The following is a 25,840-nucleotide window of genomic DNA, read 5'->3' as shown; positions in this document are numbered from 1 at the left end:
GGAGGTGCTTGCGGCCAGGAGAGTGGCTGACAGTGGCAGGGTCATTGTGTGATGCTGCCATTGCCGTGCATGCACGGCACCTGCGAGTCAAGCGTAACCGCCGGACACCGAGGCAACGGCCGGTATGGTGTCGCGTTCGCGTGCCCGTTCTACTCGCTGGCCTGGGTGAGGGCCGTGGCGGAGGACGCCATCTTGCGCTTGCGAGTCGCGGCGGCTTTCTTGCCGGCGATCTTGCGCTTGAGCGTGGGCCAGTATTCCTCGGCGGCGATGTAACCGATGCAGCGTTCGGTGCCACAACGGCAGGGATGTTCCTCCCAATGCTCGAGGTCGAAGCCGTAGTTGAAGGTCAGTTCCTCACCGGCCTCGATGTCGCGCAGGGCCACGAACCAGATTTCCTTCTCTTCCCACGTCTGTGCTTCCACATTGGGATCGCAGGAGTGGTTGGCGAGGCGGGCGTCGTTCCATTCCACGTCGCCATCGATGTCCCACTTGTCATTAAGGATGAACATGTACACCTTGGCGCCACCGTTCTCCTTGGAGGATTCGAGCAGCGCATTGGCGCGCCGGTCACTTTCATCCTTGTCCACCTTCTCGCCCACGTACTGCACGATCCAAGTGTCTTTCTCAATGAAGGAGCGCGCGTACAGACCACGACCATGAATGGTGGAGTTCCGTACGAGGTAGAGCGGCTCTTTCTTGGCTCGCGAAGCAGACATCGGGCGCGCATGGTGGCAAGGACCATGCCAGAGTCAATGACAGAAGCGTGATCCCCGTGTGATTCTTCTACGTGATTCGCATGTCATGAACTTTTTGTTCATGACGATTTCGCCTCATCGCACCACCACGTCATACACCTGGAGCTTTTTGGAGGCGGGAGCGAGCGCTTCCTTCACTGCCTTCACATGCACCGGATGCTTCTCGTAGGCAGCCAGGGCTTCCTTGCTCTCGAAGCGCATGACGAGGCCGATATCAAAGCTGTCGTCCACCACCGGGCGGTCGCTGGGCAGGGGAGTGCCGGCGCTGATGGAGATGATGCCGGGGATCTGTTGCTTGAATCCCTTTGCGGCGGTGATGAGTTCCGAGCGCTTGGCTTCATTGCCCGCGTCCTTCAGCCACACAAGCACCACATGCTCCACCTGACCGGGGGAGGCCTTGCCCACAGGGCAGACGCTGGCGCAGGAGGTGAAGAGGGAGGCGCAAATCAAGGCGCACATTCCGGCAAAGAGGCTCGCATGGGACTTCATACTCGCTACCATGGCATGCGCATGAAGGTGTTGTCCATTGTCTTGTTTGTCTGCGCAGTCGCTGGCGTGGCAGGTGCGGCGGAGCCGTTTGGCGAAGATCCCAGTCCACCCAAAGCCGCCGAATTGAGCGAGGTATCGGCGCCCGAGGCTTCGGCTTTTGACCGGCTGACCTTTCATGCCGCGCCGAAGATGCTCGCCAAGGACGCGGTGACTTCGGACTGGCCTGCTGTCCTTGGACCAAAGGACGACGCTACCTCTCCGGAGACGCCTTTGCTGCACACCTGGCCTGAAGGCGGTCCCGCAAAAGTGTGGGAGGTGCGTAAAGGTGATGGCTATACCTCGCCCGCCATCAGCGGTGAACACCTGGTGATCTTCCATGCCGAGGAGGGTAAGGAGGTCATCGAATGCCTGCACCCGGAGACGGGGAAGCGGTACTGGGTGCATGAGTACCCCATCAGCTACAAGGATCGCTTCGGCTATGCGAATGGCCCCCGTGGGTCGCCAGCCATTGCGGATGGCCGGGTGGTGACCATCGGGGTCACCTGCATGATGACATGCCTTGATTTGAAGACCGGTCGCGTTGCCTGGCAGCGGGACCTGCGGAAGGAGTTTCTGGTGCCGCAGGATTTCTTTGGCCATGGTGGCTCGGCGTTGCTCATGGATGGCATGGCGATTGTGAACGTGGGTGGCAAGGCGGAGATGGCGCTGGACACCGATGACATGGAAGACCGCGCGAAGAAGCTCGCGACTCCGGGGCTGTGTGTCGGCGCCTTTGACCTGAAGACCGGCAAGCTGCTCTGGGGTGTGAAGGACTCGTGGGGCGCCAGCTATGCCACACCCGTGGCTGCCACCATGCATGGGAAGAAGAAGGTGTTTGTCTTCACCGGAGGCGAGAGCAATCCGGCTACCGGTGGCTTGCTTTGCATCGACCCCAAGGATGGCACCGTACACGATCGCGTCCCGTGGCGGGCGGATGACTACACCTCGGCTACGGCGAGTTCCCCGGTGGTCATCCCGGAGAAGAACCGCGTCTTCATTTCCACGGCCTATCCGAAGGGACGTCCCCTCGGGGGCGTGATGCTGGAGTTCGACGAGAACTTCAAGGCGAAGGAGGTCTGGAAGTCCGTGCGCCTGGCCACGCACTGGATGAACCCGGTTTATTTGGATGGCTATCTCTATGCCATCGATGGCGAACTGCAGCAGTCTTCCAAGCTGGTGTGTGTGAATGCGGACACAGGCGAGGAGAAGTGGCGTGAAGATGTGATCTGGGAGGAGACCGCGCTGGCGCGTCCAGGACGTGGCGGCAGGCCGGGCAGTGCTCCCGTGCTGGGCATCCAGCGGGCGAGTTTGCTGAGGGTGGATGGGAAGTTCCTGGTGCTCAGTGAACTGGGGTCGTTGCTCTGGATGGATCTCTCACCCTCCGGCGCCAAGGTGGAAGCACGTGTGCCCCTTTTCTTTGCGCCACATACGTGGTGTCTGCCTGCAGTGAGCAAAGGGCTGCTCTATGTGATGCAGAATGATGATGAGAAGGAGCTGGGCAGCAGCGGCCCACGCATTCTTTGTTATGATTTGCGAGGAGTGGGGAAGTAACACGAGAGAAGTGTGGCATTTGAAAGGAGCGCGGACACTCTTGTCCGCCATCCCTGACGCACCACCCTCTTGCATCCGGCAGGCAAGGCCGCGTTCCATCAGTTGCTCCAGAGGCGTCACCAGCGGCTTCCTCATGCTGGAGGTCGCTGCGCCACAGAACGGCGGACAAGAGTGTCCACGCTCCTTTCGAAAGGAAGCGCGCTCTACACCAGCAACCCCTTCACTACCTCGCCATGCACATCCGTAAGGCGGAAGTCGCGGCCCTGGAAGCGGTAGGTGAGGCGCTTGTGATCCATGCCGAAGAGGTGCAGGATCGTTGCGTGGAAGTCGTGGATGGAGACCGGGTCGCGCGTGACCTTCCACGCGAAGTCATCGGACTCGCCATAGACCTGGCCGCCCTTGATGCCGCCGCCGGCCATCCACAGGCTGAAGGCACCGGGATGGTGATCACGACCGGTGACCTTCTTGAACCCGGGGCGATTCTCACCGAGTGCCGTGCGGCCGAACTCACTGCCCCAGACCACGAGCGTGGTATCGAGCAGGCCGCGCTGCTTCAGGTCCTTCAGCAATGCCGCGATGGGCTGGTCCACCATCTGGCAATTGTGCGCCAACTGGGGATCCAAGGCGCTGTGATGATCCCACGAGGCGTGGATGATATTCACAAAACGCACGCCGCGCTCCACCATGCGCCGCGCCTGCAGGCAGTGGCGTGAGAAGGTCTGGTACAGGCCGATGCCACCGAGGTTGCTCTTGATGGGTGGCTCGGAGCGATTGATGCCATAGGCCTCCAGGGTGGAGGCGGACTCTCCCTTGATATCCACCAACTCCGGAGCAGCGCTCTGCATGCGGAAGGCGAGCTCGTAGCTGTTGATACGACTGGCGATTTCCGGGTCACCGACGTAGCGATGACGCAGGCGGTTCAAGTCATTCAGCGCGCCGAGACTGGCGGACTGCATCTCATTCGTGATGCCATCGGGATTGGAAAGATTCAGCACGGGTGAGGCGCCATTGCGGAACATCACGCCACCGTACGGGGAAGGCAGGAAGCCGCTGGACCACGTGGAACTCCCGCCCGGCAGGCCGCGACCTTTACTCACCATGACCACATAAGAGGGCAGCTCCTGGGAGGCATTGCCCAGGCCATACGTCACCCACGAGCCAATACTGGGACGGCCAAGCAACGGTGCACCGCAGTTCAGCATGAGCTGGCCGGGGAGGTGATTGAACTGCGTGGTGTGCATGGAGCGCACCAGTGCGATGTCATCCGCACACGTGGCGATGTGCGGGAGCAAATCAGAGATCTCCATGCCGCACTGGCCGTGCTTCTTGAACACGCGCTTCGTGCCCATGACGGTGGCCGTTTCCTTCTGCAGGAAGGCGAACTTCTGATCGCCCACCAGCGAGTCCGGCAGCGGCTGGCCATCATACTTGTTCAGCAGCGGCTTTGGGTCGAAGAGGTCCATCTGGCTGGGGCCACCCTCCAGGAAGATGAAGATGCAGCGCTCCGCCTTCGGCGCGAAGTGGGGCCTGCGCGTGGCGAGTGGGTTTGCTGGTACCTCTGAGGCAAGCAAGCCATCCTGCTGGAGCAGCGAAGCCAGGGCGAGTCCGCCGAGTCCGCACGCGGAGGTCGCGAGGAAATCGCGGCGCGTCTGGGTGAAGTATTCGGCGGGGGACATGGTGAGGGATGAAATCGGTCGGCTACTCGCGATTGATGAACTCATCCAGATTCATGAGCACACGGACGAGTGCGATGAGCGTGGCGGTGTCCTGGGCATCGGCGTTTGGAGTGGAGTCTTTCACGATGCCCAGCACGGACAGCGCATCTTTGCCACTGGCACGCACGCGCTCGGCCTGCTCCGCATGGAAGGCGTGGAGGCGTTCCATTTCATCCGCACGCGGTTCACGCATCATGCAGAGGCGGAAGAGATGCTTCAGGCGGGCATTGGTGTCTCGCTTGCTTTCACGCATGACGCGATGCGCGAGTGCCTGCGTCGCCTCCACGAAGACGGGGTCATTCATCATCGTGAGCGCCTGCAGTGGGGTATTGCTGCGCTCACGGCGCACACAGGCATCGGCAGCGTCAGGCGCATCGAAGGTGGTCAGCATCGGATAGAGAATGCTGCGCATGGTGAGGATGTAGAGGCCGCGGCGGTAGCGCTCCTGTCCCTTGCTCACCTCCCACTTCACGGAGCGGCCCACATCAAAGATGTCACCCGGCAGCGGTGGACGGATGCTCTGGCCGCCGATGTCGCGAGTGAGGAGACCACTGGTGGTGAGAGCAGCGTCACGCAGCACTTCGGCTTCCAGGCGCAAGCGATTCTGCCGGGCCAGCAGGCGGTTGAGGGGATCGATCTCCACGAGGTCCTCACGATGCGCCGAGGACTGGCGATACGTGGCGGAGGTGACGATGAGGCGGATGAGTTCCTTCCGGCTCCATCCGTTGCGCATGAACTCCGTGGCCAGCCAGTCCAGCAGTGCGGGATGTGAGGGGGATTCGCCGCTCACACCGAAGTCATCTGGCGTGGCCACAATGCCCACGCCGAAGAGCTTGCTCCAGATGTGGTTCACCGCCACGCGACTGGTGAGTGGATGCTGGGGGGACACGAGCCACTGGGCAAAGTCGAGCCGTGTGGCCTCGCCCACCTCCGGCTGTTTCATCTTCGGCAGCGCGGAGAGGCTGGCGGGTACCACGGTGGGGCCGCGGCGTGCGTAGTCGCCAGCCATGTGCACATAGCTTTCACGGCGATTCTTGTCTGTCTCGGCGAGGGTGGGGGTCTTCGTGTCGGACTCGTCCTTGTCCACCGTGTTGTTGAAGAAGGCGTAGGTGCTGTAGTAGTCCCGGATGGTGATGGGATCGTACTTGTGCGTGTGGCACTGCGCGCAGCCGAGGGTGAGTCCCATCCACACACGGCCGGTGGTATTCACGCGGTCGGCGAGGTTCTGGAAGCGCGCTTCTTCCTTATCGACACCCGCTTCGGTATTGAGCGCGGCATTACGATGGAAGCCGGTGCCGGCGCGTTGGGTCACCGAGGCCTCGGGGAGGAGATCGCCTGCGAGCTGCTCGATGGTGAACTCATCGAAAGGCAGGTCGCGATTGATGGCATTGATGACCCAGTCGCGATAGCGCCAGGCATTGGGCCGCACCGCATCCCCGAGGAAGCCGTTGCTGTCGGCATACCGCGCCATGTCCAGCCAGTGGCGGCCCCAGCGCTCGCCGAAGTGCGGTGAGTCCAGCAGGCGCTCCACGGTGCGCTCGTAGGCATCGGGTCGCTTGTCACTGAGAAAGGCTTTTACCTCAGCGGGTGAAGGCGGTAGGCCCGTGAGATCCAGCGAAACGCGACGCAGCAGGGTGATGGCGTCTGCCTCCGGCGAGATGGGCAGATGGTGCTTCTCCAGCTCTGCGCGGATGAAGAGGTCGATGGTATTCCGCACGCCCGCGACCTGCTGCACGGGCGGAGGGGATGTCCGCTGGATGGGGAGGAAGGACCAATGCTCCTCGTACTTTGCACCCTGCTGGATCCAGGTCTTGAGCAGCGTGCGCTCCTTCTCCGTGAGTTGCTTCGGTGAAGACGGCGGCGGCATCACGTCATCCGCATCGTGGGTGATGATGCGGGCCCAGACTTCACTCTTCTCCGGGTCACCGGGGACAATCGCCTCCGGCACCGCTTCTGCCCGCACATCCAGGCGCAGCCCGCCTTCACGCTTGTCTTCGTCCGGGCCGTGGCAGGCGTAGCACTTGGTCGCCAGGATGGGGCGGATGTCCTTGTTGAAGCCCACCGGCTTGCCTTCTGCCCACGCCGCACCACCGCCAGCCACGGAAGCTGCCAGAATGACGAGGGGAAAGGAAAGAAAAAACCGCATGCTCGTGGAATAGTGAGAACGCACCCAGAGGGTGTGATTCTTCTCGCCAGTTTGCGGACGATTCTCTCCGGGCAACCCAATCCTCCGGGACGGTCCCATCAATTGACGGATCAGCCACTGGTGTGCCAGATTGAGCAGGAATGCCTTGGAGATGCTCCAACGAAGGAGTTCCCTCGTATTTCATTTTGCAACATGGCCACGCTCACCCCCGCTCTCAGACCTGCGTCATCCATGGCCGGACCAGAGCCCTCGCTCGCCAGTTTGGTGGCACAGATTTCGCACATGGTCGGTGGCCGGGAGGACTCGCCCTCACTCGGGGAGATTCGGGCGCTGTGTGACCTGCTCTACACCGCGAGCCTCTTGAAGGAGGAAGGCCGCGTGGTGCGGGCGCGCATCCTCATTGCCCCGCCGGATGACTTCACCGCGCTGGAGGGACCTCCGGATGGCATCCACGCCATTCGTTTCGCCAGCACGCACGCCTTCACCGCAGGTGAAATCAAGCGGCTCAGTCCTGCGGCGAGCTACTTCCATTCCATCATCGCCGTGTGGCCGGAGAAAGACCGCGGCTTCCGCATCTGGGGCATCCTGAACACAGGGCCTCGCTGGTTGAACCTGATGGCCGGGGGCCGCAAGCCGGGCGGCATCAGCATGCCGTTCCCCTCGATTCATGTGCGCGATCCGGGGTGGCTCCTCTTTTACCAGAACTATGAGCTGCTCGCCGAGTGGCGTGGGCGGGAGTTCCACGGGCCACGCATGGATGTTTTCCAATCCGGACTCATGAGCGAGCGGTTCGCCGACCTGCGTCACCGCCTCGTGCGGGAGAGCTGGTCCCACACCCTGCCCGAGACCCTCACCATCGAGGCGTATGCAGAGCTCATTCATCGCATCGCCCTGCAGTTCCTCCGGCGCATCGTCAGCCTCGTGCGCGCCAGCGGCCATGGCGGCACCCTGGTCATCATCCCCATGACGAAGAGTGCCGAGGAGTCCCTGTCCGTGGCCGAGCGCTGGATCGACTGCAAATACCTCGCAGCCTCAGAATCCGCCGGCAACCGGGTGAAGTTTCTCATCCAGTCCATGCTGCGCCGCCTCGGAGAACTGTGCCCCGGCGGCTCCTCCGTGGAAGACGCGTGGAACTGCTTCAAGAAGAGCACCGACCCCGAGCTGGACAATCTCGAGGAGTCCTTCTTCGAGCTCGCCCGCCTGTACTCAGACATGATGCAGGTGGATGGCGCCCTGGTGCTCGAGCACGGGTTTAATGTGGTCGGCTTCGGCGGCGAGATCCGCGTGGACATGAATGTGGTGCACGTGGAGCAGTCCCACGACCTGGACCGCAACCTCGTGAGCCGGTGGAATGTGCAGAACGACGGCACCCGCCACCGCTCCCTCTACCGCCTCTGCGCCGTGGAGCCGCAGGTGGTGGGCTACGTCATCTCCCAGGACGGCCAGGTGCGCATGATCGCGAATGTGAATGACACCGTGACCTTCTGGCTGCACACGGCGATCTGAGCGCTGCTACGAGCGCGGTGATGCCGGCGTCAGCTGGTACGGCACGCTGAACTGGTGCTCGGCCTTGTCTTTCACGTATTCCGTGGTGGTAGTGACCTCGTTCAGGGTCGTGTCATACGTGATGACCTGCACGCGATTCTCCTTGGGCAGGAAGCGGTAGATGCGTAGCGGGCCGGAGGAGGTGTAGTCCGAGAGGTAGGAGTGCACGGTGTTCCCGTGGTCACCCTTGCTCTCCAGCTTCATCGCGGTGCACCGGCTCTGGTCTCCGCAGAAGATGAAGCCGAGGTTTTCGTGCTTCCGGTAGAGCTTGTCCCACATCTGCTCGGCGGTGTTGCCACGCTTGCCGTGGTTCTTCGTCCAGCGCATGCGCCCCTTGGGATCATGGATGAATCCCTCCTTGGTCTTGGGCTCTTCGAGAATGCCCAGGTCCATGTGCGTGGTGATGAGGGCGCGGCGGTTGGCGTGTTTGGTCAGCAGCGCATCGGCCCACGCGAGCACGTCGTCGGGTGCATTGCACTCGAGGCTGAGGTGGATGAAATCGACGCCTTCCGCGCTGAAGAGCTGGTAGCTGTTGGCATTGTTCCCGGAGAATTCGGGTGTGGGCCGAGTAGGCTCGAAAGCGCCGCCGTACCAGGGGAATTCGCGGAAGCGTTCCGCGCCGAAGTGTTTCTGGAAGAGGGTGGAGTCGCCGGAGCCTTTCATGTCGTGATTGCCGACCGTGAGGCTGTAGGGGACTTTTCCGTGGAGGACGTCCAGGCAGTTTCGCGCCACGGCCCACTCGTTTTTGTTGTTCTTGTCCACGATGTCACCCACGTGCGAGACGAAGACGATGCGTTGGGACTTGAGGTTCTCCGTGATCCAGCGGACATGATTGTCGAAGACCGGGTTGGTCACGGGATCCGTGCTGTCCGGCGTGCGTTTGGTGCCCTGGCCGAGATAGCCTTGAGTATCTGGAATGACGACGATGGAGAAGCTGCCCTCCGGCGCAGCATCCAGTGGATCCGCACCCAGGGCGGCGTGTGAAAGCAGGATGCCAGCGACGAAAAGAAGACAGGGGGCAAAGGCGTGACGGATCATAAGAGATGGGCGGGACGCAACGGAGAACGAAAAGTGAAGAGCACCAGTCAACGGATGTGAACTTTGCCAGCTTTCGTTGCGTTGAGTGATGTGGACGCTGATAGCAATCCCGGGCGATCCACCTCACGCTTCCACCCACATGAGACCTGCCGCCGCGCTTCTTGCTTTTCTGACATTCGTCTTAGGCATTCCATCCCTGTCCGGTGAGAAGCCGGCGTCCGTTCCTCCGTTCATCGTGCAGAGCCATCGCGGAGCGGGCGTGCTTGCTGCGGAGAATACCATTGCGGCATTCGAGCTTGGCTGGAAGCTGGGGACCATTCCCGAGGCGGATGTGCGCACCACGAAGGACGGCGTGATGGTCGCGTTTCACGATGGAGACTTCTCCCGGGTGGTGCACGGAGCGACAGACGTGCAGAAGAAGCAGGGCGTGAAGGAGGTGACCTTTGCGGAGTTGTCCCAGTTGGAAGTGGGGGCGGAAGGGGGTGCCGGCTTTGAGCGGCGGAAGGTCTCCAGCATGGCGGATATCTTCGCCGTGATGAAGGGCAAGCCGGAGCGTCGTCTGTATCTGGACATCAAGCAGGTGAGTCTGTCGGCCCTGGCGGATCTCGTGAAGCAGTATGAAGTCGCGCCGCAGGTGATTCTGGCCTCCACGGATATGAAAGTGATTCACGAGTGGAAGTCCCTGCTGCCAGCATCGAACACGCTGCACTGGATGGGTGGCAGCGAAGCAAGCCTGCGCGAGCGCATCGAGGCGCTCAAGAAGGAGAACTTCCGCGACATCACGCAGGTGCAGATTCATGTGCGCCGGCCGAAGGGTGCCACAGGATGGGAGACCTTTGAGCCGTCTGAAGCCTTCCTGCGCGAGGTAGGCGCGGAGCTGAAGCCACGGAAGATTCTCTTTCAATCCCTGCCATGGGGCGCGGATACAACGGACATCTATCGCAAGCTCCTATCGTTGGGCGTGGAGTCCTTCGCCACGGATCATCCGGACGTGCTCATGCCGGTGATGCAGGAGCATTTTAAGCAAGTGATGAAGTGATGCTCTCCCCTCACAGAGGTCCGACCATGGCCACGCTCAAGTCCAAATCCAAGCCCAAGAAAACGTGGAATGAAAAGCTACAGGATGACAAGGGCCTGCCGAAGACAGCACCCATTCCGGACAATCTCACGAAAAGCTGGGGTACGGGAACCTTTGTCATTGGAGCCCCACGCGAGGTGAATGCGCTGATGCAGAAGGTGCGGAAGGGACGCGTCACGACCATTGATGAACTGCGACGTGCGCTGGCGCAGAAGCACGGCACCACCACGGCGTGTCCCATCACCACCGGCATCTTCGCGTGGACTTCGGCGCATGCCGCCGCGGAGTCGTCTGCGGGTGAGGCAGGGCGTATTACACCCTATTGGCGCACCTTGAAGGCGCGTGGCGAGCTCAATCCGAAATACCCGGGCGGCCTGGAGGAACTGCAGCGGCTGCTCGAAGCGGAAGGGCATACCGTGGTGCAGAAGGGGAAGCGCAGCTTTGTGAAGGACTTTGAGAAGAAGGTGACTCCGTGGGCAGACCTGCTGGGTGCGGGAGCCTGACGAGGTAAAGTGGCCGCGCTTGCAACCCGTGCGATACTGCCGAACTTTTTCTCTGCACCATTGTCCGAACGAGCACGACGATACGACACGACCATGAAGCACTCCGCATTCCTCCTCCCGCTGGCAGCCTTTGCCCTGCTGGCATCGTCCTGCGCCTCCCGCCCAGCGCCTGCACCGGGGAGCAAGGTCTACAGCGGCGCGAAGGAGTCCGCGTATCGCCAGGGCTACCATCGTGGGTTCCAGGATGGTCGGCGCGGGCGTGACGATGACTACGAGCGCTTCCACTACGAGTACTCGAAGGCCACGGAAGATGCCTATGAGCGCGGTTATGATCTCGGCTACGAGGCCGGAGAAGACCAGGCGGATGCCAATGCGGAAATCAAAGACCGCGTGTACGAAGATGGCGAGGAGGCGGGACAGGCGGATGCTGAGAGCGGCCGTAGCCCCTACTACCAGCGCCATGAGCACAAGTACTCGCCAGCGACTGAGTCTGATTTCCGGAAGGGATACACGAAGGGCTACCGCGAGGGCCGGGAGAACTAACCGGTAAGCGGTGCGACGGTGAGCGGTGCGACGGTGAGCGGTAGGACGGTAAGCGGTGCGACGGTGAGCGGTAGGACGGTAAGCGGTGCGACGGTGAGCGGTAGGACGGTGGGATGAACTTCGGGCGCTGGGTGAGTTCCAGCGCTTAGTCCACCTTCACGCGAGGAGCCATCTTTTCGTAGGTCTTGTCACCGATGCCTTTTACGTTCTTGAGGTCCTCGGGAGTCTTGTAGGGGCGGCCTTTCACAATGTCCTTGGCCACGGCGGGGCCGACTCCCGGAAGGTATTGCAGCTCTTCCACGGAGGCCTTGTTGATATTGATGATGCGGTTCTCGGGGCTGAACTTCATCTTCCAGACGAAGGCGCCGCACGCCACGAGCGCGATGAGGATGATGACGCCGATGAAGAGGAGGTTCTGGCTTTTGGCCTGCTTCTGCATGGCCTCTTCACGCTTCTTGAAAACGCTGTCGTCGTAGAGCTCGCCCATAGGGCCATGGTACGAGTCCCGGCGAGGCGACGCAAGGCGGTTTCCCAAGGGCGGGGCTGCCGTGCGTGACAAAACGGTTGCTGTCAGGCGGGGTAGCCGATGCCCTCGCGGAGTTCGGTTTCAATGTCCTTCAGCGACACTGCTGGATTCAGGGACTTCACGATGTCCTTGGTAATGGGCGCGAGGTTGTAAATCTTGGTGACCGTCTTCAGGGGTATCTCGACTTCGTAGTAGTCCTTCGCAAAGGTGACGTAGGCTTCCGGCCCGACGTCAAAGACAGAAATCACATCGCCTTCAGCGGGATCCAGTTCGGCAAATGGCGTGAGATCATTGGCGCGGGTCCACTTCTTCGCGGAGGCCTCATGGAAGTACGCAAAGCTGGTCTGGTTCCAACTAAACGCGGGCTCCGTGGCAAAGGTGCTGAGCGCGGAGGGAATGACGGACTGCAGGGCAGCCGAAAGTTCCCCGCCTCCCTCGCTCCAGGCGTGGGACTCATGGGTCAGTCCCTTGAGTCCACCCCACCCATCCTTGTGGAAGACCATAAACCAGTCGTCACCGGACCCGTCCCGCATGCTGGCCATCTGCTCGCCATCGGCCCATTGGCAGTTGAAGGAAAAGTAACGGAATGCCCACTCCGGGGACATGATGAGGTCAAGTGCCGCCAGGGCCTTCGTTCGCTGGATCAGTGCTGGGATGCTCGGGAGGTCGCCCATGGGTAGCCAGATTTGGGCCAATAGGCAGAGGCATGGCGCAAGTGTCAATGCCGGGCATGTGTGACTCATTTTCCCCTCGCACCCCGCCCGCTTCTCGGTAAGCTCCGCGCCCCATGTTACGCGCAGGCATTGTCGGTCTCCCCAACGTCGGAAAATCCACGCTCTTCAACGCGGTCACGCGCACGAGGAAGGCGGAGTCGGCGAACTATCCCTTTTGCACCATCGAGCCCAACCAGGGTGTCGTCATCGTGCCGGACGAGCGTCTCGAAGTCCTGAGCAAGATCAGCGGCTCGCAGAAGCTCATCCCGGCAGCCATTGAGTTTCTGGACATTGCGGGCCTTGTGAAGGGCGCCAGCAAGGGCGAGGGCCTGGGGAACCAGTTCCTGAGCCACATCCGTGAGGTGGACGCCGTGGTGCACGTGGTGCGCTGCTTCGAGAGCTCCGACATCCACCATGTGGACGGCAGTGTGGACCCGGTGCGCGACATTGAGGTCATCAACACCGAGCTCATCCTCGCGGACATGGAGAGCATCACCAAGCGCAAGGGCCGCGTGGAAAAGGAAGCCAAGCGCGGAAACAAGGAAGCGCAGGCCGAGCTGGCCTTGTGTGAACGTTTGCTGCCGCACTTCGACGCCCTGAAGCCCGCCGTGACGCTCGAGTGCTCGGACGATGAGGCGAAGCTGCTGAGAAGCTTCTTCCTGCTGAGCGGCAAGCCGGTGATCTACGCTTGCAACGTCTCTGAAGACGAACTCGCCGCGGCCAGCAATGAGCCGGACAAGCATCCCATGGTGAGCAAGGTGCGCGAATACGTGAGCCATGCGCACGCCGCCTCCGCCGTGGTGGTGAGTGCCGCCATCGAGAGTGAACTCATCGATCTCACGGGCGAAGAAGCCACCGCCTATCTCGCCGACCTCGGTGTGAAGGACAGCGGCGTCTCCCGCCTCATCAAGGGCGCCTTCGAATTGCTCGGCCTGCAGACCTACCTCACCACCGGTGAGAAGGAAACGCGCGCCTGGACCATTACCAGAGGCATGAAGGCCCCGCAGGCGGCTGGGGTGATTCACAGCGACTTCGAGCGTGGCTTCATCGCCGCGGAAATCGTGGCCTTCCACGACCTCGCCGAACTGGGCTCCTACGCCAAGTGCCGCGAGAAGGGCAAGCTCCGCATCGAAGGCAAGGAGTACGTCATGAAGGACGGCGACGTCGTCGAGTGGCGCTTCAACGTCTAAGAAAGCGGGAAAGTAGTCCGCCGACTACGTCGTCGTGGTTCCCGACCAGAAGGGGACCATTACTCGTGCGTGCGCCCAAGTGCACTTCCCATTTAGTCACAATACTTTTGCATGGAGAGGTGCGCGACTTTGGCTAAGATTCGGTTCCGGATTTTTGCTTAATTGTCCTGACGTTCGATGAACTCCTCAAAGCCCGCCGCAACCATCGTCATCGCGACGAGGAATCGACGAGAGGAGTTGCGCCAGGTTTTGCAATCGGCACGGGTACAATCCGTCCCCGTGGAAATTCTCGTGATGGATGACGGCTCCACGGATGGAACCGACGCCATGGTAACTGGGGAGTTTCCAGACGTCGCCTATCACCGGCTCGCGACGAATCGCGGCCCAACCTTCCAACGCAATCGGGGCGTGGAAATGGCGCGTTGTGAGATCGTATTCTGCCCGGACGACGACTGCGTTTTTGTCTCGCCACACACCGTCGAGCAAACGCTGAAGGAGTTCAACCATCCAAGCATCGGCGCTGTCGGCATCCCCTACGTTAATGTAAACATCGGTCCGGAAGTCCTGCAATCAGCGCCAGAGCGGACCGGAATATGGGCCATCCATGCGTTCGTAGGCTGTGCTCACGCCGTGCTTCGCAGCGCATTCTTGGAGGTGGGTGGATATCGCGAGGAGTTCTTTTACATGGGCGAGGAGGGTGAACTCTGCCTGAGGCTGGCGGAGCGCGGCTGGATCACTCGCGCCGGATCCGCAGATGCGATGCATCATCTGGAGTCTGCATTTCGAGTGGGCGCCAGAGCCGACTTCTACGGCAGGCGCAATGATCTTTGCTTTGCATGGCATAACGTGCCCACGCGCTGGCTGCTGGTGCATCTGCTGGCCACGACCTGGAACGGCCTGCGGGCCACCGCCGGGGCAGGTAAACGCTGGCCCAATCACGCGCGTGGCATGCTGGCGGGTTGGAGTGCCATCCTCCGGGGAAAATGCGCTCGGCAGGCTGTTGCCATGTCTGTCTACCGTGTGCAGCGTGCGATGAAGAAGACGGGGCCGAAGCCGTTGGAGGAAGTTCTGGCGTTTCTGCCTCCCGTGCCGATCCGGGGGTGACATGCACGCCGGTAGTGCTTCGATATCTTACCGGCGAGCTTCCGGGGAAGTCGACTCACGAGCCTTTTCCCAAGGGCTTTTTGCTTTTGTTGCTGCCGCCTTTGTCAGGGCCTCGCAAGATCGCACCCATGTACTCCGGTGGGCACACGATGAACACCTGACCGGTGCGCTCGTTGTAGCCGATGTCCAGCACCGGAATGTCGGTGAGTTTCTGCACAAGCCAATCCTCGACAGGTCTGCCAGCCTTGCCCCACACGGCTTCGAGTTCCGTGAGTTGGAATTGCCGGAGATGCTTGGGGTGGTAGAGCGTGGCAACCTCACGGATCACCATGCAGGTATCGCGGAATTCGATCGTGCAGCCGGATAGTTCGCCGATGTAACGAAGGACATCGACGGCGGGCAGGTCCTTTAAGTCAAAGCTCACGGGCGTTGCCCTGTCTGCCTCGACAACAGGCGGAGCCTCCGGCCTCCGGAAACGGATCACCACCACGGGAGGACTCTGCTTCCCGGAGACTTTCGCCGAAGTTTCTCGCAGAATCCGTACAGCTTCTTGTGCGGACGCGTTCTCGCACCGGAACTTGGGGAGCTTGAGCTTCGCGAACTCCCGCACGCTCATGGTACCTTTGAGGTTGGGCGAAAGTGTTCCTGCCCTGGATGCCGTCGAGACCGGGACCTCGTAAAGCACTACCCGCCACCTATCGGCGTAGGTGACAAACCCCGTGCCTTCCGCCAGGTAGTGCAGCACGTCGGCCGCGGAACACTTTCCCAGAGCCAGCGAAATGGACTCACGCATCTGCCACGGATTGGCCTCCGTGGGCGGATTACCATCATACCGTATCACACCAATGGCAGGTGCGGTGGATGAGGTGTGTTTGGTGACTGCAGTGCGAAGCGCTTCAACAGCGGCTTCCAGATCCAGGTTCTGGATCTGGAAGTCAGGCAGATCGGCTGCCAGAAAAGACGCGATGGTGTGCGCGGATGGTGAGCCGTTGGGCTCTTGTGACACGGCGCGGCCCGTGATCCCCGCCACCCCCATGAGCAGCAGAAAGCTCATCACCATCTGCTGTCTCATGTCAGGCCATTTCATCGGGTGGCTGGGAAGGATTGCCTACTCTTCGTCTTTACCCTGCGACTGCATCAGCGCTGCGACCGCGCCGAAGTCTTCGAGGGTGGTGGTGTCACCCTTCACCTGGCCGCCAGCGGCGACTTCCTTGAGGAGACGACGGATGATTTTACCGCTGCGGGTCTTGGGCAGCACGGCGGCGAAGCGCACATCATCCGGGCGCGCAATGGCGCCGATGACATTGCCGACATGCTTCTTGAGTTCGTTGGCGAGACCGTCATTCGCTTCCACGCCAGCTTTCAGCGTGACGAAGACCACCACGGCTTGTCCCTTGATCTCGTCAGGGCGACCCACGGCAGCGGCTTCCGCGACGGAAGCGTGGCTCACGAGCGCGCTCTCCACTTCGGCGGTGCCGAGGCGGTGACCGGAGACGTTCAATACGTCGTCAATACGGCCCATGATCCAGAAATAGCCGTCCTCATCACGACGGGAGCTGTCCCCCGCGAGGTAGATGCCGGGATAGGTGCCCCAGTAGGTGTCGGCATAGCGCTCGGCGTCACCGTAGATGGTGCGCAGCATGGAGGGCCAGGGCTTGCGAATGACGAGCTTGCCGCCTTCGTTCGGACCCACTTCCTTTCCGTCGTCATCGAGCACCGCGGCATCGACACCGAAGAAGGGCAGCGTGGCGGTGCCGGGCTTCGTGGGAGTGACGCCAGGGAGCGGGGTGATCATGATGGCACCGGTTTCCGTCTGCCACCAGGTGTCCACAATCGGGCAGCGACCACCGCCGATGACTTGATGATACCACATCCACGCTTCGGGATTGATGGGCTCACCCACGCTGCCGAGCAGGCGCAGGGTGCTGAGGTCATACTTCGTCACATGCTCATCGCCCCACTTGATGAAGGCGCGGATGGCGGTGGGTGCGGTGTAGAGAATGGTGACCTTGTACTTCTCCACGATTTCCCAGAAGCGGCCGAAGTGCGGCGTATCAGGAGCGCCTTCGTACATGAGGGCCGTCACACCATTCGCGAGCGGGCCGTACACGATGTAGCTGTGACCGGTGATCCAGCCCACGTCGGCGGTGCACCAGTAGACATCGTCATCACGCATGTCGAAGATGTACTTGCTGGTGAGGTAGGTGCCTGCCAGGTAACCACCGCTGGTGTGCAGGATGCCCTTTGGCTTGCCGGTGGATCCGCTGGTGTAGAGGATGAAGAGCGGGTGCTCGGAGTCGAAGCCCTCGGCAGGGCAGTTCGCATCGACTTCTGCCTCGGCGGCGTGCCACCACACATCGCGGCCGGACTGCATGGCAATGTCCTGGCCGGTGCGCTTGAGTACAATGACCTTCTGCACCTTGGACTCGCCGCTGCTCAGCGCGGTGTCCACATTCGCCTTGAGAGGCACCACCTTGCCACGGCGATAGCCGCCATCCGCCGTCACCACGGCAATCGCGCCGCTGTCGTGCAGGCGGTCCTTGATGCTCTCTGAGCTGAAGCCACCGAAGACCACGCTGTGCACGGCACCGATGCGCGCACACGCCAGCATGGCGACGGCGGCCTCAGGGACCATGGGCATGTAGATGAGCACGCGGTCATGGGCCTTGATGCCCTGCGCCTTCAGCACATTGGCAAACTTGCACACCTCATCCTTGAGCTGGCTGTAGGTGATGCTGCGGGTGTCTCCCGGCTCGCCTTCCCAGAGGATGGCCACCTTGTCACCGCGTCCGGCTTCCACGTGGCGGTCCACGCAGTTTTCCGCGACGTTCACCTTGGCACCCACGAACCACTTCGCAAAAGGCGGCTTCCAGTCCAGGAGCTGGGTCCAGGGCTGCTGCCACTTGAGTTCACCCGCTTCACGGCCCCAGAAGGTCTCGGGGGAGTCCAGGGATTCGGCGTGCAGCTTCTTGTACTCCTCCATGCTGCTGATGCGTGCCTTGGCCTTGAATTCCTCGGACGGGGGGAACACGCGGGTTTCGTGCAGGACGGACTTGAAGTCGGAGCTCATGTGGACGGCGGTTGGGGAAACTGACTTACGGACGGATTTGTGAGGGGTCTGATGATGGAAAATGACCTTCCCCGCGTCAATGAAGATCAGCAGAAGAGCCGGTCGCCAAGGCGGGAAAACAAATCGCGCCCCAGCAGGGTGGCCTTTCAGGAAAGGTCGCCCGCAGCACAGGTGCAGGGAACCCGGTCACAAAAGCACCGTTTGGGAGGGAGGTTTTTGCTCCGCGGGTGGGGGCGATTTTTTCTGTCACGTACGCAAACGTTGCCACATGCAATGTTTGAATCCGCACGTCATCCAGCTTTCGCTCCCCTCACCAAGGCGCGAGGGCGGAGCATTTGCGGAGGCAGCACATCCAACGCTTAGAAATGAAGAAACTCACCCTTCCCCTCACCCTCAGTCTTGCAGCCCTGGCCGCAGCCACCGTCGTGACCACCCAGTGTGAACGAGCCGCCGGCTCCTCCGTTGCCACAGGCGATTCTTCCCAGGAATCCAAGGTGGAGCGTGGCAAGCACCTCGTGGAGAACATTGCCATGTGTGCCGATTGCCATTCCGCCCGGCTTCCCAGCGGTGAGTTCGACAAAGGCAAGTGGCTGCAGGGTTCTCCCCTGGGTTTCAAACCCTTGATGGAGATGCCCTGGAATCCGGCGGCTCCTGCGATTGCGGGTCTGCCTACCTTGCCCACGGATGAGCAGGCAATTGAGTTCCTGATGACCGGTAAACGTCCCTCCGGCGTGCCGGTGCTGCCTCCCATGCCGCCTTACCGCCTCAAGCGCGACGAGGCTGAGGCGGTGGTGGCCTATCTCCGCAGCCTGAAGCCGGCGGCGTAGTTTGCGAGGCGCGCCTCGTCAGGGGTCGTGGAGGCACTCCGCGACCCCTTTTTCAGTTGTGCGTGAAATGGGTCACCTACAGTGCCCCGACGAAGCAGTTCCACGAACTACGTCCTTCAAGGCAAACGCCCTTCAAAAAAGGGACGGTAGGGATGCGCTCCCGCGCGTCCCGCTTTAGATGGGCGGAGGCGGTGCGGAGCTGCGACACCAAACGGCCTCGCCACGTGGCATCTCCCTCCACCTCCGCCCGCGATCTACGGACGCGCAGGAGCGCATCCCTACCGTCCATTTTGGATTGAGGAACGCTAACGTTCAGAGCGAATGGTGCCTCAGGGGCTCCAGTGCGATTCATTTCGACGATGCACTCGCGGGCAATCGCTCCTGACCAAGAGCCACTACTCGCTCCGCGACTTCTTGTCCTTCTTCGTTGGCGTTTCACCCACGCCGAGCTGGGTGATGGTGCAGCCTTCTTTCTTCAAGAGACTAAGCAAGCCTTGTTCGCCACCCAAGTGACCGGCGCCCACGAGCACGAAGACGGTCTCGCCTTTTTCCAGATACTTCATCAGGGGAGGGATCCAGGCCTTGTTCCGCTTGAAGAGGAAATCCTCCATCAGCTCGGGATACTTGTCTGCGTCGCGAAACAGGAATTCCTGCAGCTTTGGCATGTCGCCGGACTTCCATGCGGCGATGAGTTCTTCGAAGTCCTTGGAGGCGGTCTGCGCTTCGCTGAAGGTTTGCAGGAGCAGTTCCTCCTGCAGCACGTCGTTGAGGTTTGAGAAGATGCTGAGCTGGAACTCGATGGTTTCCAGGCCTTCCCCGGGTTTGCCGTCTTTCTTGGCGCGTTCCTCGAATTGGGCATCGACCCCGTAGGTGGGATTTGCTCCCATCTTGCTGTATTCCGTGGCGGCGATGGTGAGCGCCAGATACCACGGACGCAGCTTGTCCACCGCCGCTCTTGGGTAGCCGCTCTTGTCAGCCCACGCGTGGACTTTCTTGAGCGTTTCAGGGCCCACGTGCACGCCCAGGTTATCGCCTTCAGCAAAGGCGCCCATCTCACGCATGCGCACCATGATGGCGCCGTCTTCATCCGCATCCGGCGGCAGTTCGAAGATCAGTTTGGAGCTGCCGGCATAGGCCTGCTCAAACACCATGGGCAGGGGATAGTCCTGCTCACGCAGCAGGTGGATGGTGCCACCGATGTAGATGTGGTTCCCGTTTTTCTCGACGCGCCAGACACTCGACGGGCCCTTCGGTGGCGATTTCTCCGTCTCCTTGCTACACGAAACAGGCGCCAGCATCGCAAGGACGAGGGCGGGGCAGAGCAAGAGGGCGAACCGGCGAAAGGGCATGCAATGAGGAAGGTGATGCGCCAGGGATTAACGACGATTGTCAGTCAAAACCAAACCAAAAGACAAGATGGTTTGTTTGAAGCAGAGAAAAAAACAGGAGGCATTTCTGCCTCCTGCGGGGAATCGGATGGGATCGACGACTGGATGTGCCGTGATGATTTAGATGCCCTTGCGGCGGCGCTTCACGTGGAGCTGCGCCATGGACTTCTGGATCATCGCCTGCACCATGGCGACTTCTTCCGTGTGGGAATCGTGCTTGATGGATTCGAGGCGTTCCTGCGCGCGCTTGAGGGCGTCCTCCACGGACTTCTCATCGATTTCGCTTTCACCCTTGGCCATGTCCGTAAGCACGGACACGCGGCCGCCGGTGACTTCCACGAAGCCGGTGCCCACGGCGAAGTACTCGGACTTGCCGGTCTGGGAATAGACCAGCTCACCGGGCTTCAGCGTCGTGACCAGAGGCACGTGGTTGGGCAGGATGCCCAGCTCACCATCGGAGCCGGGCAGCACCACCGTATCCACCTCTCCAGAGAAGATCCGGGCTTCAGGAGTGACGATTTCGAGCTGGAGAGGCATGGGTTGCTATAAGGAGAATCGTTTGTCAGGGACCAGATGGGGCCTTCAGGCTTACGCCTTCTTCACGGAGTCGATGCCGGCCTTCATGTAGAAGTTACCTTCGGGCACATCATCGTGCTTGCCGTCGAGGATTTCGGCGAAGCCCTTCACGGTGTCTTTCACGGAGACGTACACACCAGCCACGCCGGTGAACACTTCCGCCACCGCGAACGGCTGGGAAAGGAAGCGCTGGATCTTACGAGCGCGGAACACGGTGAGTTTGTCTTCGTCGCTCAGTTCATCCATGCCGAGAATGGCGATGATGTCCTGAAGGTCCTTGTAGCGCTGCAGCACGCGCTGCACACCACGAGCCACACGGTAGTGTTCTTCACCCACGATTTCGGGGGCGAGCGCCTTGGACACGGAAGCGAGGGGGTCCACCGCAGGGTAGATGCCCAGCTCAGCGAGGGAACGCTCAAGCACGACCGTGGAGTCAAGGTGCGCGAAGGTGTTGGCAGGAGCGGGGTCCGTAAGGTCGTCCGCCGGCACGTACACGGCCTGGAAGGAGGTGATGGAACCCTGCTTGGTGGAGGTGATTCGTTCCTGCATGGCGCCCATTTCGGCGGCCAGCGTGGGCTGGTAACCCACCGCGGAAGGCGTACGGCCAAGGAGCGCCGACACTTCGGAACCGGCCTGGGAGAAACGGAACACGTTGTCCACGAAGAAGAGCACGTCCTGGTTCTTCTCATCGCGGAAGTACTCGGCCATGGAGAGGGCGGAGAGAGCGACGCGGAGACGGGCGCCGGGAGGCTCATTCATCTGGCCATACACGAGGGCCACCTTGGAGCCGTCCTTGAGCACCGGGCGACCTTGGGAATCCTTCTTGGGATGGCCCTTTTCGTCCTTCTCAGTGGCGATAACGCCGGACTCAATCATTTCCCAGTAAAGGTCGTTACCTTCACGAGTACGCTCACCCACGCCGGCGAACACGGAGTAACCACCGTGGCCCTTGGCGATGTTGTTGATGAGCTCCATGATAACGACCGTCTTGCCCACGCCGGCACCACCGAAGGCGCCGACCTTACCACCCTTGGTGAAGGGACAGATGAGGTCGATGACCTTGATGCCCGTTTCAAGAATCTGGGCGGAGGGGTCCTGGTCGACAAGGGAAGGCGCCTTGCGGTGAATCGGGTAGCGCTTCTTCACGACCGGAGCTGCCTGGTCGTCCACCGGGTCGCCGGTCACGTTGAAGATACGGCCGAGAACTTCTTCACCCACAGGCACCGTGATGGGGCCGCCGGTGTCGGTCACATTCATGCCACGACGAAGACCGTCAGTGGTGGTCATGGCCACGCTGCGGACCCAGCCGTCGCCGAGGTGCTGCTGCACTTCGCAAACGAGGCGCGTGGGCTTGCCAAGGACATCATAGCTGATTTCCAGAGCGTTATAGATTTCGGGAAGCTTGCCTGCCGCGGAGAAATCCACGTCCACCACGGGACCGATGACTTGGACGATAGTGCCGATGTTGCTCATGTGAGTTGTCGTTTGAAAGGTTGGGCGCTCTGGTGTTTGCGGCTATGCGAGCGCCATCTTGGCGGTCGTGATTTCGAGAAGTTCGTTGGTAATGGCAGCCTGGCGGAGCTTGTTGTACTCGAGCGTCAGGTCCTTGATAAGCTGCTTCGCGTTGTCGGTCGCGTTCTTCATCGCCACCATTCGGCTGGAGTGCTCAGATGCGCGCGCTTCCAGAAGCATCTGCCAGAGCGTGTTGTTCACATACTGGGGCAGGATGGTGTCGAAGACGGTCTTCGCGTCCGGCTCGAAGAGGTACTCAGGATTGTCGCCGGCAGAGGCTTCCTTCGCCTGATAGATACCGGCCATGCCTTCGAAGTCGCGCTTGCCGCCGAGGGTCACGGGATTGACCGGGAGAAGCTGCTCCACCGTGGGGACGATGGTCACGGTGTTGATGAAGTTGTTGAAGGCCACGAGGATCTTAGAGTACTCACCCGTGAGGAATTTCTCCTGTGCGAAGTTACCCACGGTGCGCAGTTCCAGGAACTTGGCGGGGTCCTTGATGGGGAAGTCAGCGATGAGCTTCTTGCGCAGGCGGGAGAGGGACTGGGCGCCCTTGCGGCCGATGGTCACGTACTCCACTTCACCCTGCAGGTCCGCTGCGATGAGCTTCTTGAGGAGATTCGTGTTCAACGCACCGCACAGGCCCTTGTCGCTCGTGATGAGGATGACGAGGGTCTTGCCGCCCTTGCCTTCCGTGAAGTACGGATGGCTGCCTTCTTCAATGCCTTCGCGCAAGCTTACCAGCACCTTGTTCAGAAGCTCGGCATAGGGGCGGCCATTGGTGGCTTGGTCCTGTGCCTTCTTCATCTTCGCAGCCGCGACGAGCTGCATGGCCTTGGTGATCTGGGCCGTGTTTTTGACCGACTTGATGCGGCGGCGGATGTCGCGGGTGGAGGGCATTGGGCGCTAAGATTCGAAATTTGAGACCGGAGACTGCAGCAGGAGGGACTTACTTCCAGGTCGCCTTGAAATCGGTGACCGCGGTTTTCAGTTCATCTGCCACGTTGTCGAGGGCCTTCTCGTTGCCGATGCGGTCGAGGAGGGCTTCCTTGCGGGTGGTGAAGTATTCTTCCAGCTTGGCCTGGCACTCACGCACGCGATCCACGGCCACGTCGTCGAAGAAGCCGTTCTGCATGGCGTACAGGTTCACCACCATGATGGGGAGGCTCTTCGGCTGGTACTGCTGCTGCTTGAAGAGTTCCACGATGCGGGCACCGCGGTCGAGCTTGGCTTTCGTGCCGGCGTCGAGGTCGGAACCGAACTGGGCGAAAGCGGCGAGTTCGCGGAACTGCGCAAGGTCCAGCTTGGTGGTACCGGCCACCTTCTTGATGGCCTTCGTCTGGGCGGCGGAACCCACGCGGGACACCGAGAGACCCACCGAGATGGCGGGGCGGATGCCCTGGTAGAACAAGTCGGTTTCGAGGAAGATCTGGCCGTCCGTGATGGAAATCACGTTCGTCGGGATGTACGCGGACACGTCACCCGCCTGCGTCTCGATGATGGGAAGCGCGGTGATGGAACCGCCGCCGTAGTTTTCGTTCACACGGGCCGAGCGCTCAAGCAGACGGCTGTGGAGGTAGAACACGTCGCCGGGATACGCTTCACGACCGGAGGGGCGCTTCAGCACCAGGGAGACCTGGCGGTAGGCGACGGCCTGCTTGGAAAGGTCATCAAACACGATGAGCGCATCCTGGCCCTGGTCCATGAACCACTCGCCGATGGCGCAGCCGGTGTAGGGGGAGAGGTACTGGTTCACCGCGGAGTCCGAGGCGGAAGCGCTGACGATCACGGTGTATTCCATGGCGCCGGCTTCTTCGAGCGTCTTCACCACACGGGCGATGTTCGACTGCTTCTGGCCGATGGCGACGTAGATGCAGTAGAGGGGCTTGTGGCCCTGCAGCTTGCCCTGTTCGGCAGCCTTGTTCTGCTTCGCCTGGGAGATGATGGTGTCCACCGCGATGGTGGTCTTGCCCGTGGAGCGGTCACCGATGATGAGTTCGCGCTGGCCACGGCCAATCGGAATCATCGCGTCGATGGGGAGAATGCCGGTCTGCACAGGCACGGACACCGACTTACGGGTAATGATACCAGGAGCGATCTTTTCAACGGGGTACTCAGCGTCACCCTTGATGTCGCCCTTGCCGTCGATGGCTTCGCCGAGTGCGTTCACCACGCGGCCAAGGAGGCTCTTGCCGACAGGAACGGAAAGGAGACGACCGGTGGTCTTCACTTCGTCACCGGCTTTGATCTTTTCACCGGAGCCGAGAAGCACGCAGCCCACTTCGGTTTCTTCGAGGTTCAGCGCCAGACCGTACAGGCCGCCGGGGAACTCGATCATTTCGTTGAGCATCACATCGCTCAGGCCTTCGACCTTCGCCACGCCGTCCCCGATTTCACGGACCACGCCCACATTGGACCTGGTGACAGCCGTCTTGAGTCCGGCGATTTCTCTTTCGATTTCCTGGAGGATGCTGCTCATGGATTTGACTGCGGTTGAAGTAAAGATTCTGAAACTGGCCGGAAGGGGCGCTGCTGCTGGGGCTTGGCTTAGGAGAGACTGTTGCGAAGGGCTTCGAGCTTGGCGAGGACGCTGCCGTCCCACACGTTGCTGCCCACCTGCACGCGAAGGCCACCGAGGAGCCCGGGGTTTTCGGTGAATTCGAAATCGAGATCGGTGCCGAACTTGGCCTGCAGGTCGGCGCGGATCTTTTCGCGAAGCGCGGTGCCCAGAGGCGCGGCGCTTTCGATGAGCGCGTGGCGCTTTTCCACCTCAAGGCGGAGCAGACGCTCGAAGCCGGCGAGGATGCGCAGGTAGCCGCGGGGCTTCTCCTCGGAGAGGCGCTTCACCACGGCGCGTACGCGGGGCTGCTGGAGACGGCCAGACTGGTCCACACAAGCGCGCATGAGCTGGCGTGCGGCGCGGGCGGAGTTTTTGTCGATTTTCATGTCCGGTCTCTGCTAAGGGGAAAGGGGATTCGGGAAGGGAGGAACAGGATTAGAGGGCCACCTGGGCGGCCGTCTCGCGATTGATGCGATCCTGGTCGTCGCTGTTGAGGACCTTGCCGGTCACACGACCCGTGGCGTCCACGACCATGCGGCCGAATTCGCGCTTGAGCTGGGTGAGAAGCTGTTCCTGCTCGAGCTTCGCGGCTTCGCGGGCCTTGGCGAGGATCTGGGAGGCTTCATGCACGGCGTCCTGCTTCTTCTTTTCAGCAAGGGAGGCGGCGCTTTCACCGGCTTCCTTGATCAGGCGGTTGCCGTCGGTGTTGGCCTTGTCGATGATGGCGCGCGCATTTTCTTCTGCGGCAGCGAGGTCACGCGCGATCTTTTCAAGCTTGGCTTCACCATCGGCGATGCGCTTGCGACGAGCCTCCAGCATGGCAACAATCGGGCCGAAGGCGTAGCGATTGAGCACGAAATACACGATCCCGAAGGTGAAGACCTGCGCGATGATTTTGGGCCACTGGATGCCGAACTGTTCTAACATAACGCTGGTTGGTGTAGGTGCTGCTTTTTGAGAGGCGGGGTGGTG

The 25,840-nt window shown here is 61.2% G+C and carries 24 protein-coding genes; 8 read left to right on the top strand and 16 right to left on the bottom strand.

The annotated features are described in order from the left end of the window. Positions 1-149 precede the first annotated feature (149 nt). Together G5S37_RS29235 and G5S37_RS29230 are read right to left on the bottom strand one after the other, a co-directional pair. The gene (locus G5S37_RS29235; protein ID WP_165209594.1) at positions 150-716 is read right to left on the bottom strand and encodes an SET domain-containing protein-lysine N-methyltransferase; all 567 of its coding nucleotides are present in this window, start codon (positions 714-716) and stop codon (positions 150-152) included. Positions 717-830: 114 nt separating this feature from the next. Beyond that, the gene (locus tag G5S37_RS29230) at positions 831-1,244 is read right to left on the bottom strand and encodes a Dabb family protein (RefSeq protein ID WP_165209591.1); all 414 of its coding nucleotides are present in this window, start codon (positions 1,242-1,244) and stop codon (positions 831-833) included. On the opposite strand from G5S37_RS29230, the gene G5S37_RS29225 reads away from it, so the two are divergent. Continuing rightward, complete coding sequence (locus tag G5S37_RS29225; RefSeq protein ID WP_165209588.1) at positions 1,233-2,834, top strand: PQQ-binding-like beta-propeller repeat protein; 1,602 nt, start codon at positions 1,233-1,235, stop codon at positions 2,832-2,834. The two genes, G5S37_RS29230 and G5S37_RS29225, sit on opposite strands and share 12 nt — an antisense overlap. Before the next feature lie 203 nt (positions 2,835-3,037). On the opposite strand, the gene G5S37_RS29220 is transcribed toward G5S37_RS29225, so the two are convergent. Next, positions 3,038-4,510, bottom strand: a complete 1,473-nt coding sequence (locus G5S37_RS29220) for a DUF1501 domain-containing protein (protein WP_165209585.1) — start codon at positions 4,508-4,510, stop codon at positions 3,038-3,040. A 22-nt stretch (positions 4,511-4,532) separates the two neighbouring features. Continuing rightward, on the bottom strand, positions 4,533-6,695 hold the full coding sequence (locus G5S37_RS29215) for a PSD1 and planctomycete cytochrome C domain-containing protein (protein ID WP_206026201.1): 2,163 nt from the start codon (positions 6,693-6,695) through the stop codon (positions 4,533-4,535). Positions 6,696-6,887: 192 nt separating this feature from the next. On the opposite strand from G5S37_RS29215, the gene G5S37_RS29210 reads away from it, so the two are divergent. Then, positions 6,888-8,201 carry a putative sensor domain DACNV-containing protein gene (locus G5S37_RS29210; protein WP_206026200.1) on the top strand — a complete coding sequence of 438 codons (1,314 nt, stop codon included), beginning with the start codon at positions 6,888-6,890 and terminating at the stop codon, positions 8,199-8,201. 6 nt (positions 8,202-8,207) lie between these two features. On the opposite strand, the gene G5S37_RS29205 is transcribed toward G5S37_RS29210, so the two are convergent. Next, the gene (locus tag G5S37_RS29205; RefSeq protein ID WP_165209582.1) at positions 8,208-9,278 is read right to left on the bottom strand and encodes a metallophosphoesterase; all 1,071 of its coding nucleotides are present in this window, start codon (positions 9,276-9,278) and stop codon (positions 8,208-8,210) included. 139 nt (positions 9,279-9,417) lie between these two features. Between G5S37_RS29205 and G5S37_RS29200 the strand changes: the two genes are divergently transcribed. The 3 genes from G5S37_RS29200 to G5S37_RS29190 all read left to right on the top strand — a co-directional run bounded on the left by G5S37_RS29200 (position 9,418) and on the right by G5S37_RS29190 (position 11,402). Beyond that, positions 9,418-10,317 (top strand): glycerophosphodiester phosphodiesterase family protein, encoded by a 900-nt coding sequence (locus G5S37_RS29200; protein ID WP_165209579.1) that lies wholly within the window; start codon positions 9,418-9,420, stop codon positions 10,315-10,317. 26 nt (positions 10,318-10,343) lie between these two features. Next, the gene (locus G5S37_RS29195; protein ID WP_165209576.1) at positions 10,344-10,859 is read left to right on the top strand and encodes an MGMT family protein; all 516 of its coding nucleotides are present in this window, start codon (positions 10,344-10,346) and stop codon (positions 10,857-10,859) included. Positions 10,860-10,952: 93 nt separating this feature from the next. After that, positions 10,953-11,402, top strand: a complete 450-nt coding sequence (locus G5S37_RS29190) for a hypothetical protein (protein WP_165209573.1) — start codon at positions 10,953-10,955, stop codon at positions 11,400-11,402. Between the two features lie 145 nt (positions 11,403-11,547). Here the strand turns inward: G5S37_RS29190 and G5S37_RS29185 are convergent, their stop codons facing one another. Together G5S37_RS29185 and G5S37_RS29180 are read right to left on the bottom strand one after the other, a co-directional pair. Then, positions 11,548-11,889, bottom strand: coding sequence for a helix-hairpin-helix domain-containing protein (locus G5S37_RS29185; protein WP_165209570.1), 342 nt, complete (start codon positions 11,887-11,889; stop codon positions 11,548-11,550). An 83-nt stretch (positions 11,890-11,972) separates the two neighbouring features. Next, entirely contained in the window at positions 11,973-12,602 is a 630-nt protein-coding gene (locus tag G5S37_RS29180; RefSeq protein ID WP_165209567.1) for a hypothetical protein, read from the bottom strand. Positions 12,603-12,715: 113 nt separating this feature from the next. Between G5S37_RS29180 and ychF the strand changes: the two genes are divergently transcribed. Beyond that, entirely contained in the window at positions 12,716-13,831 is a 1,116-nt protein-coding gene (gene ychF, locus G5S37_RS29175; protein WP_165209564.1) for a redox-regulated ATPase YchF, read from the top strand. Positions 13,832-14,008: 177 nt separating this feature from the next. After that, positions 14,009-14,935, top strand: a complete 927-nt coding sequence (locus G5S37_RS29170) for a glycosyltransferase (RefSeq protein WP_165209561.1) — start codon at positions 14,009-14,011, stop codon at positions 14,933-14,935. A gap of 55 nt (positions 14,936-14,990) precedes the next feature. Here G5S37_RS29170 and G5S37_RS29165 read toward each other — a convergent pair whose 3' ends face one another. Further along, the gene (locus G5S37_RS29165) at positions 14,991-16,007 is read right to left on the bottom strand and encodes a hypothetical protein (RefSeq protein WP_206026199.1); all 1,017 of its coding nucleotides are present in this window, start codon (positions 16,005-16,007) and stop codon (positions 14,991-14,993) included. 36 nt (positions 16,008-16,043) lie between these two features. Next, on the bottom strand, positions 16,044-18,005 hold the full coding sequence (gene acs / locus G5S37_RS29160) for an acetate--CoA ligase (RefSeq protein ID WP_165209555.1): 1,962 nt from the start codon (positions 18,003-18,005) through the stop codon (positions 16,044-16,046). Positions 18,006-18,370: 365 nt separating this feature from the next. Between acs and G5S37_RS29155 the strand changes: the two genes are divergently transcribed. After that, positions 18,371-18,832, top strand: coding sequence for a cytochrome c (locus G5S37_RS29155; protein WP_165209552.1), 462 nt, complete (start codon positions 18,371-18,373; stop codon positions 18,830-18,832). A 395-nt stretch (positions 18,833-19,227) separates the two neighbouring features. On the opposite strand, the gene G5S37_RS29150 is transcribed toward G5S37_RS29155, so the two are convergent. From G5S37_RS29150 to atpF, 7 genes are all read right to left on the bottom strand, one after another. Continuing rightward, positions 19,228-20,181, bottom strand: a complete 954-nt coding sequence (locus G5S37_RS29150) for a TraB/GumN family protein (protein WP_165209549.1) — start codon at positions 20,179-20,181, stop codon at positions 19,228-19,230. A 159-nt stretch (positions 20,182-20,340) separates the two neighbouring features. After that, complete coding sequence (locus G5S37_RS29145) at positions 20,341-20,757, bottom strand: F0F1 ATP synthase subunit epsilon (RefSeq protein ID WP_165209546.1); 417 nt, start codon at positions 20,755-20,757, stop codon at positions 20,341-20,343. 51 nt (positions 20,758-20,808) lie between these two features. Further along, positions 20,809-22,269, bottom strand: coding sequence for a F0F1 ATP synthase subunit beta (gene atpD / locus G5S37_RS29140; RefSeq protein ID WP_165209543.1), 1,461 nt, complete (start codon positions 22,267-22,269; stop codon positions 20,809-20,811). 42 nt (positions 22,270-22,311) lie between these two features. Then, positions 22,312-23,208 carry an ATP synthase F1 subunit gamma gene (gene atpG, locus G5S37_RS29135; protein WP_165209540.1) on the bottom strand — a complete coding sequence of 299 codons (897 nt, stop codon included), beginning with the start codon at positions 23,206-23,208 and terminating at the stop codon, positions 22,312-22,314. Positions 23,209-23,257: 49 nt separating this feature from the next. Next, positions 23,258-24,787, bottom strand: coding sequence for a F0F1 ATP synthase subunit alpha (gene atpA, locus G5S37_RS29130; protein WP_165209537.1), 1,530 nt, complete (start codon positions 24,785-24,787; stop codon positions 23,258-23,260). Between the two features lie 68 nt (positions 24,788-24,855). Continuing rightward, positions 24,856-25,254 carry a F0F1 ATP synthase subunit delta gene (locus tag G5S37_RS29125; protein ID WP_165209534.1) on the bottom strand — a complete coding sequence of 133 codons (399 nt, stop codon included), beginning with the start codon at positions 25,252-25,254 and terminating at the stop codon, positions 24,856-24,858. Between the two features lie 49 nt (positions 25,255-25,303). After that, on the bottom strand, positions 25,304-25,795 hold the full coding sequence (atpF, locus tag G5S37_RS29120) for a F0F1 ATP synthase subunit B (RefSeq protein WP_165209531.1): 492 nt from the start codon (positions 25,793-25,795) through the stop codon (positions 25,304-25,306). Positions 25,796-25,840: the final 45 nt, after the last annotated feature.

Source organism: Roseimicrobium sp. ORNL1, from assembly GCF_011044495.1.
GTDB lineage: Bacteria > Verrucomicrobiota > Verrucomicrobiia > Verrucomicrobiales > Verrucomicrobiaceae > Roseimicrobium.
Note: the sequence above shows the minus strand (reverse complement) of the source record. Positions and strands in the feature narration are given on the sequence as shown.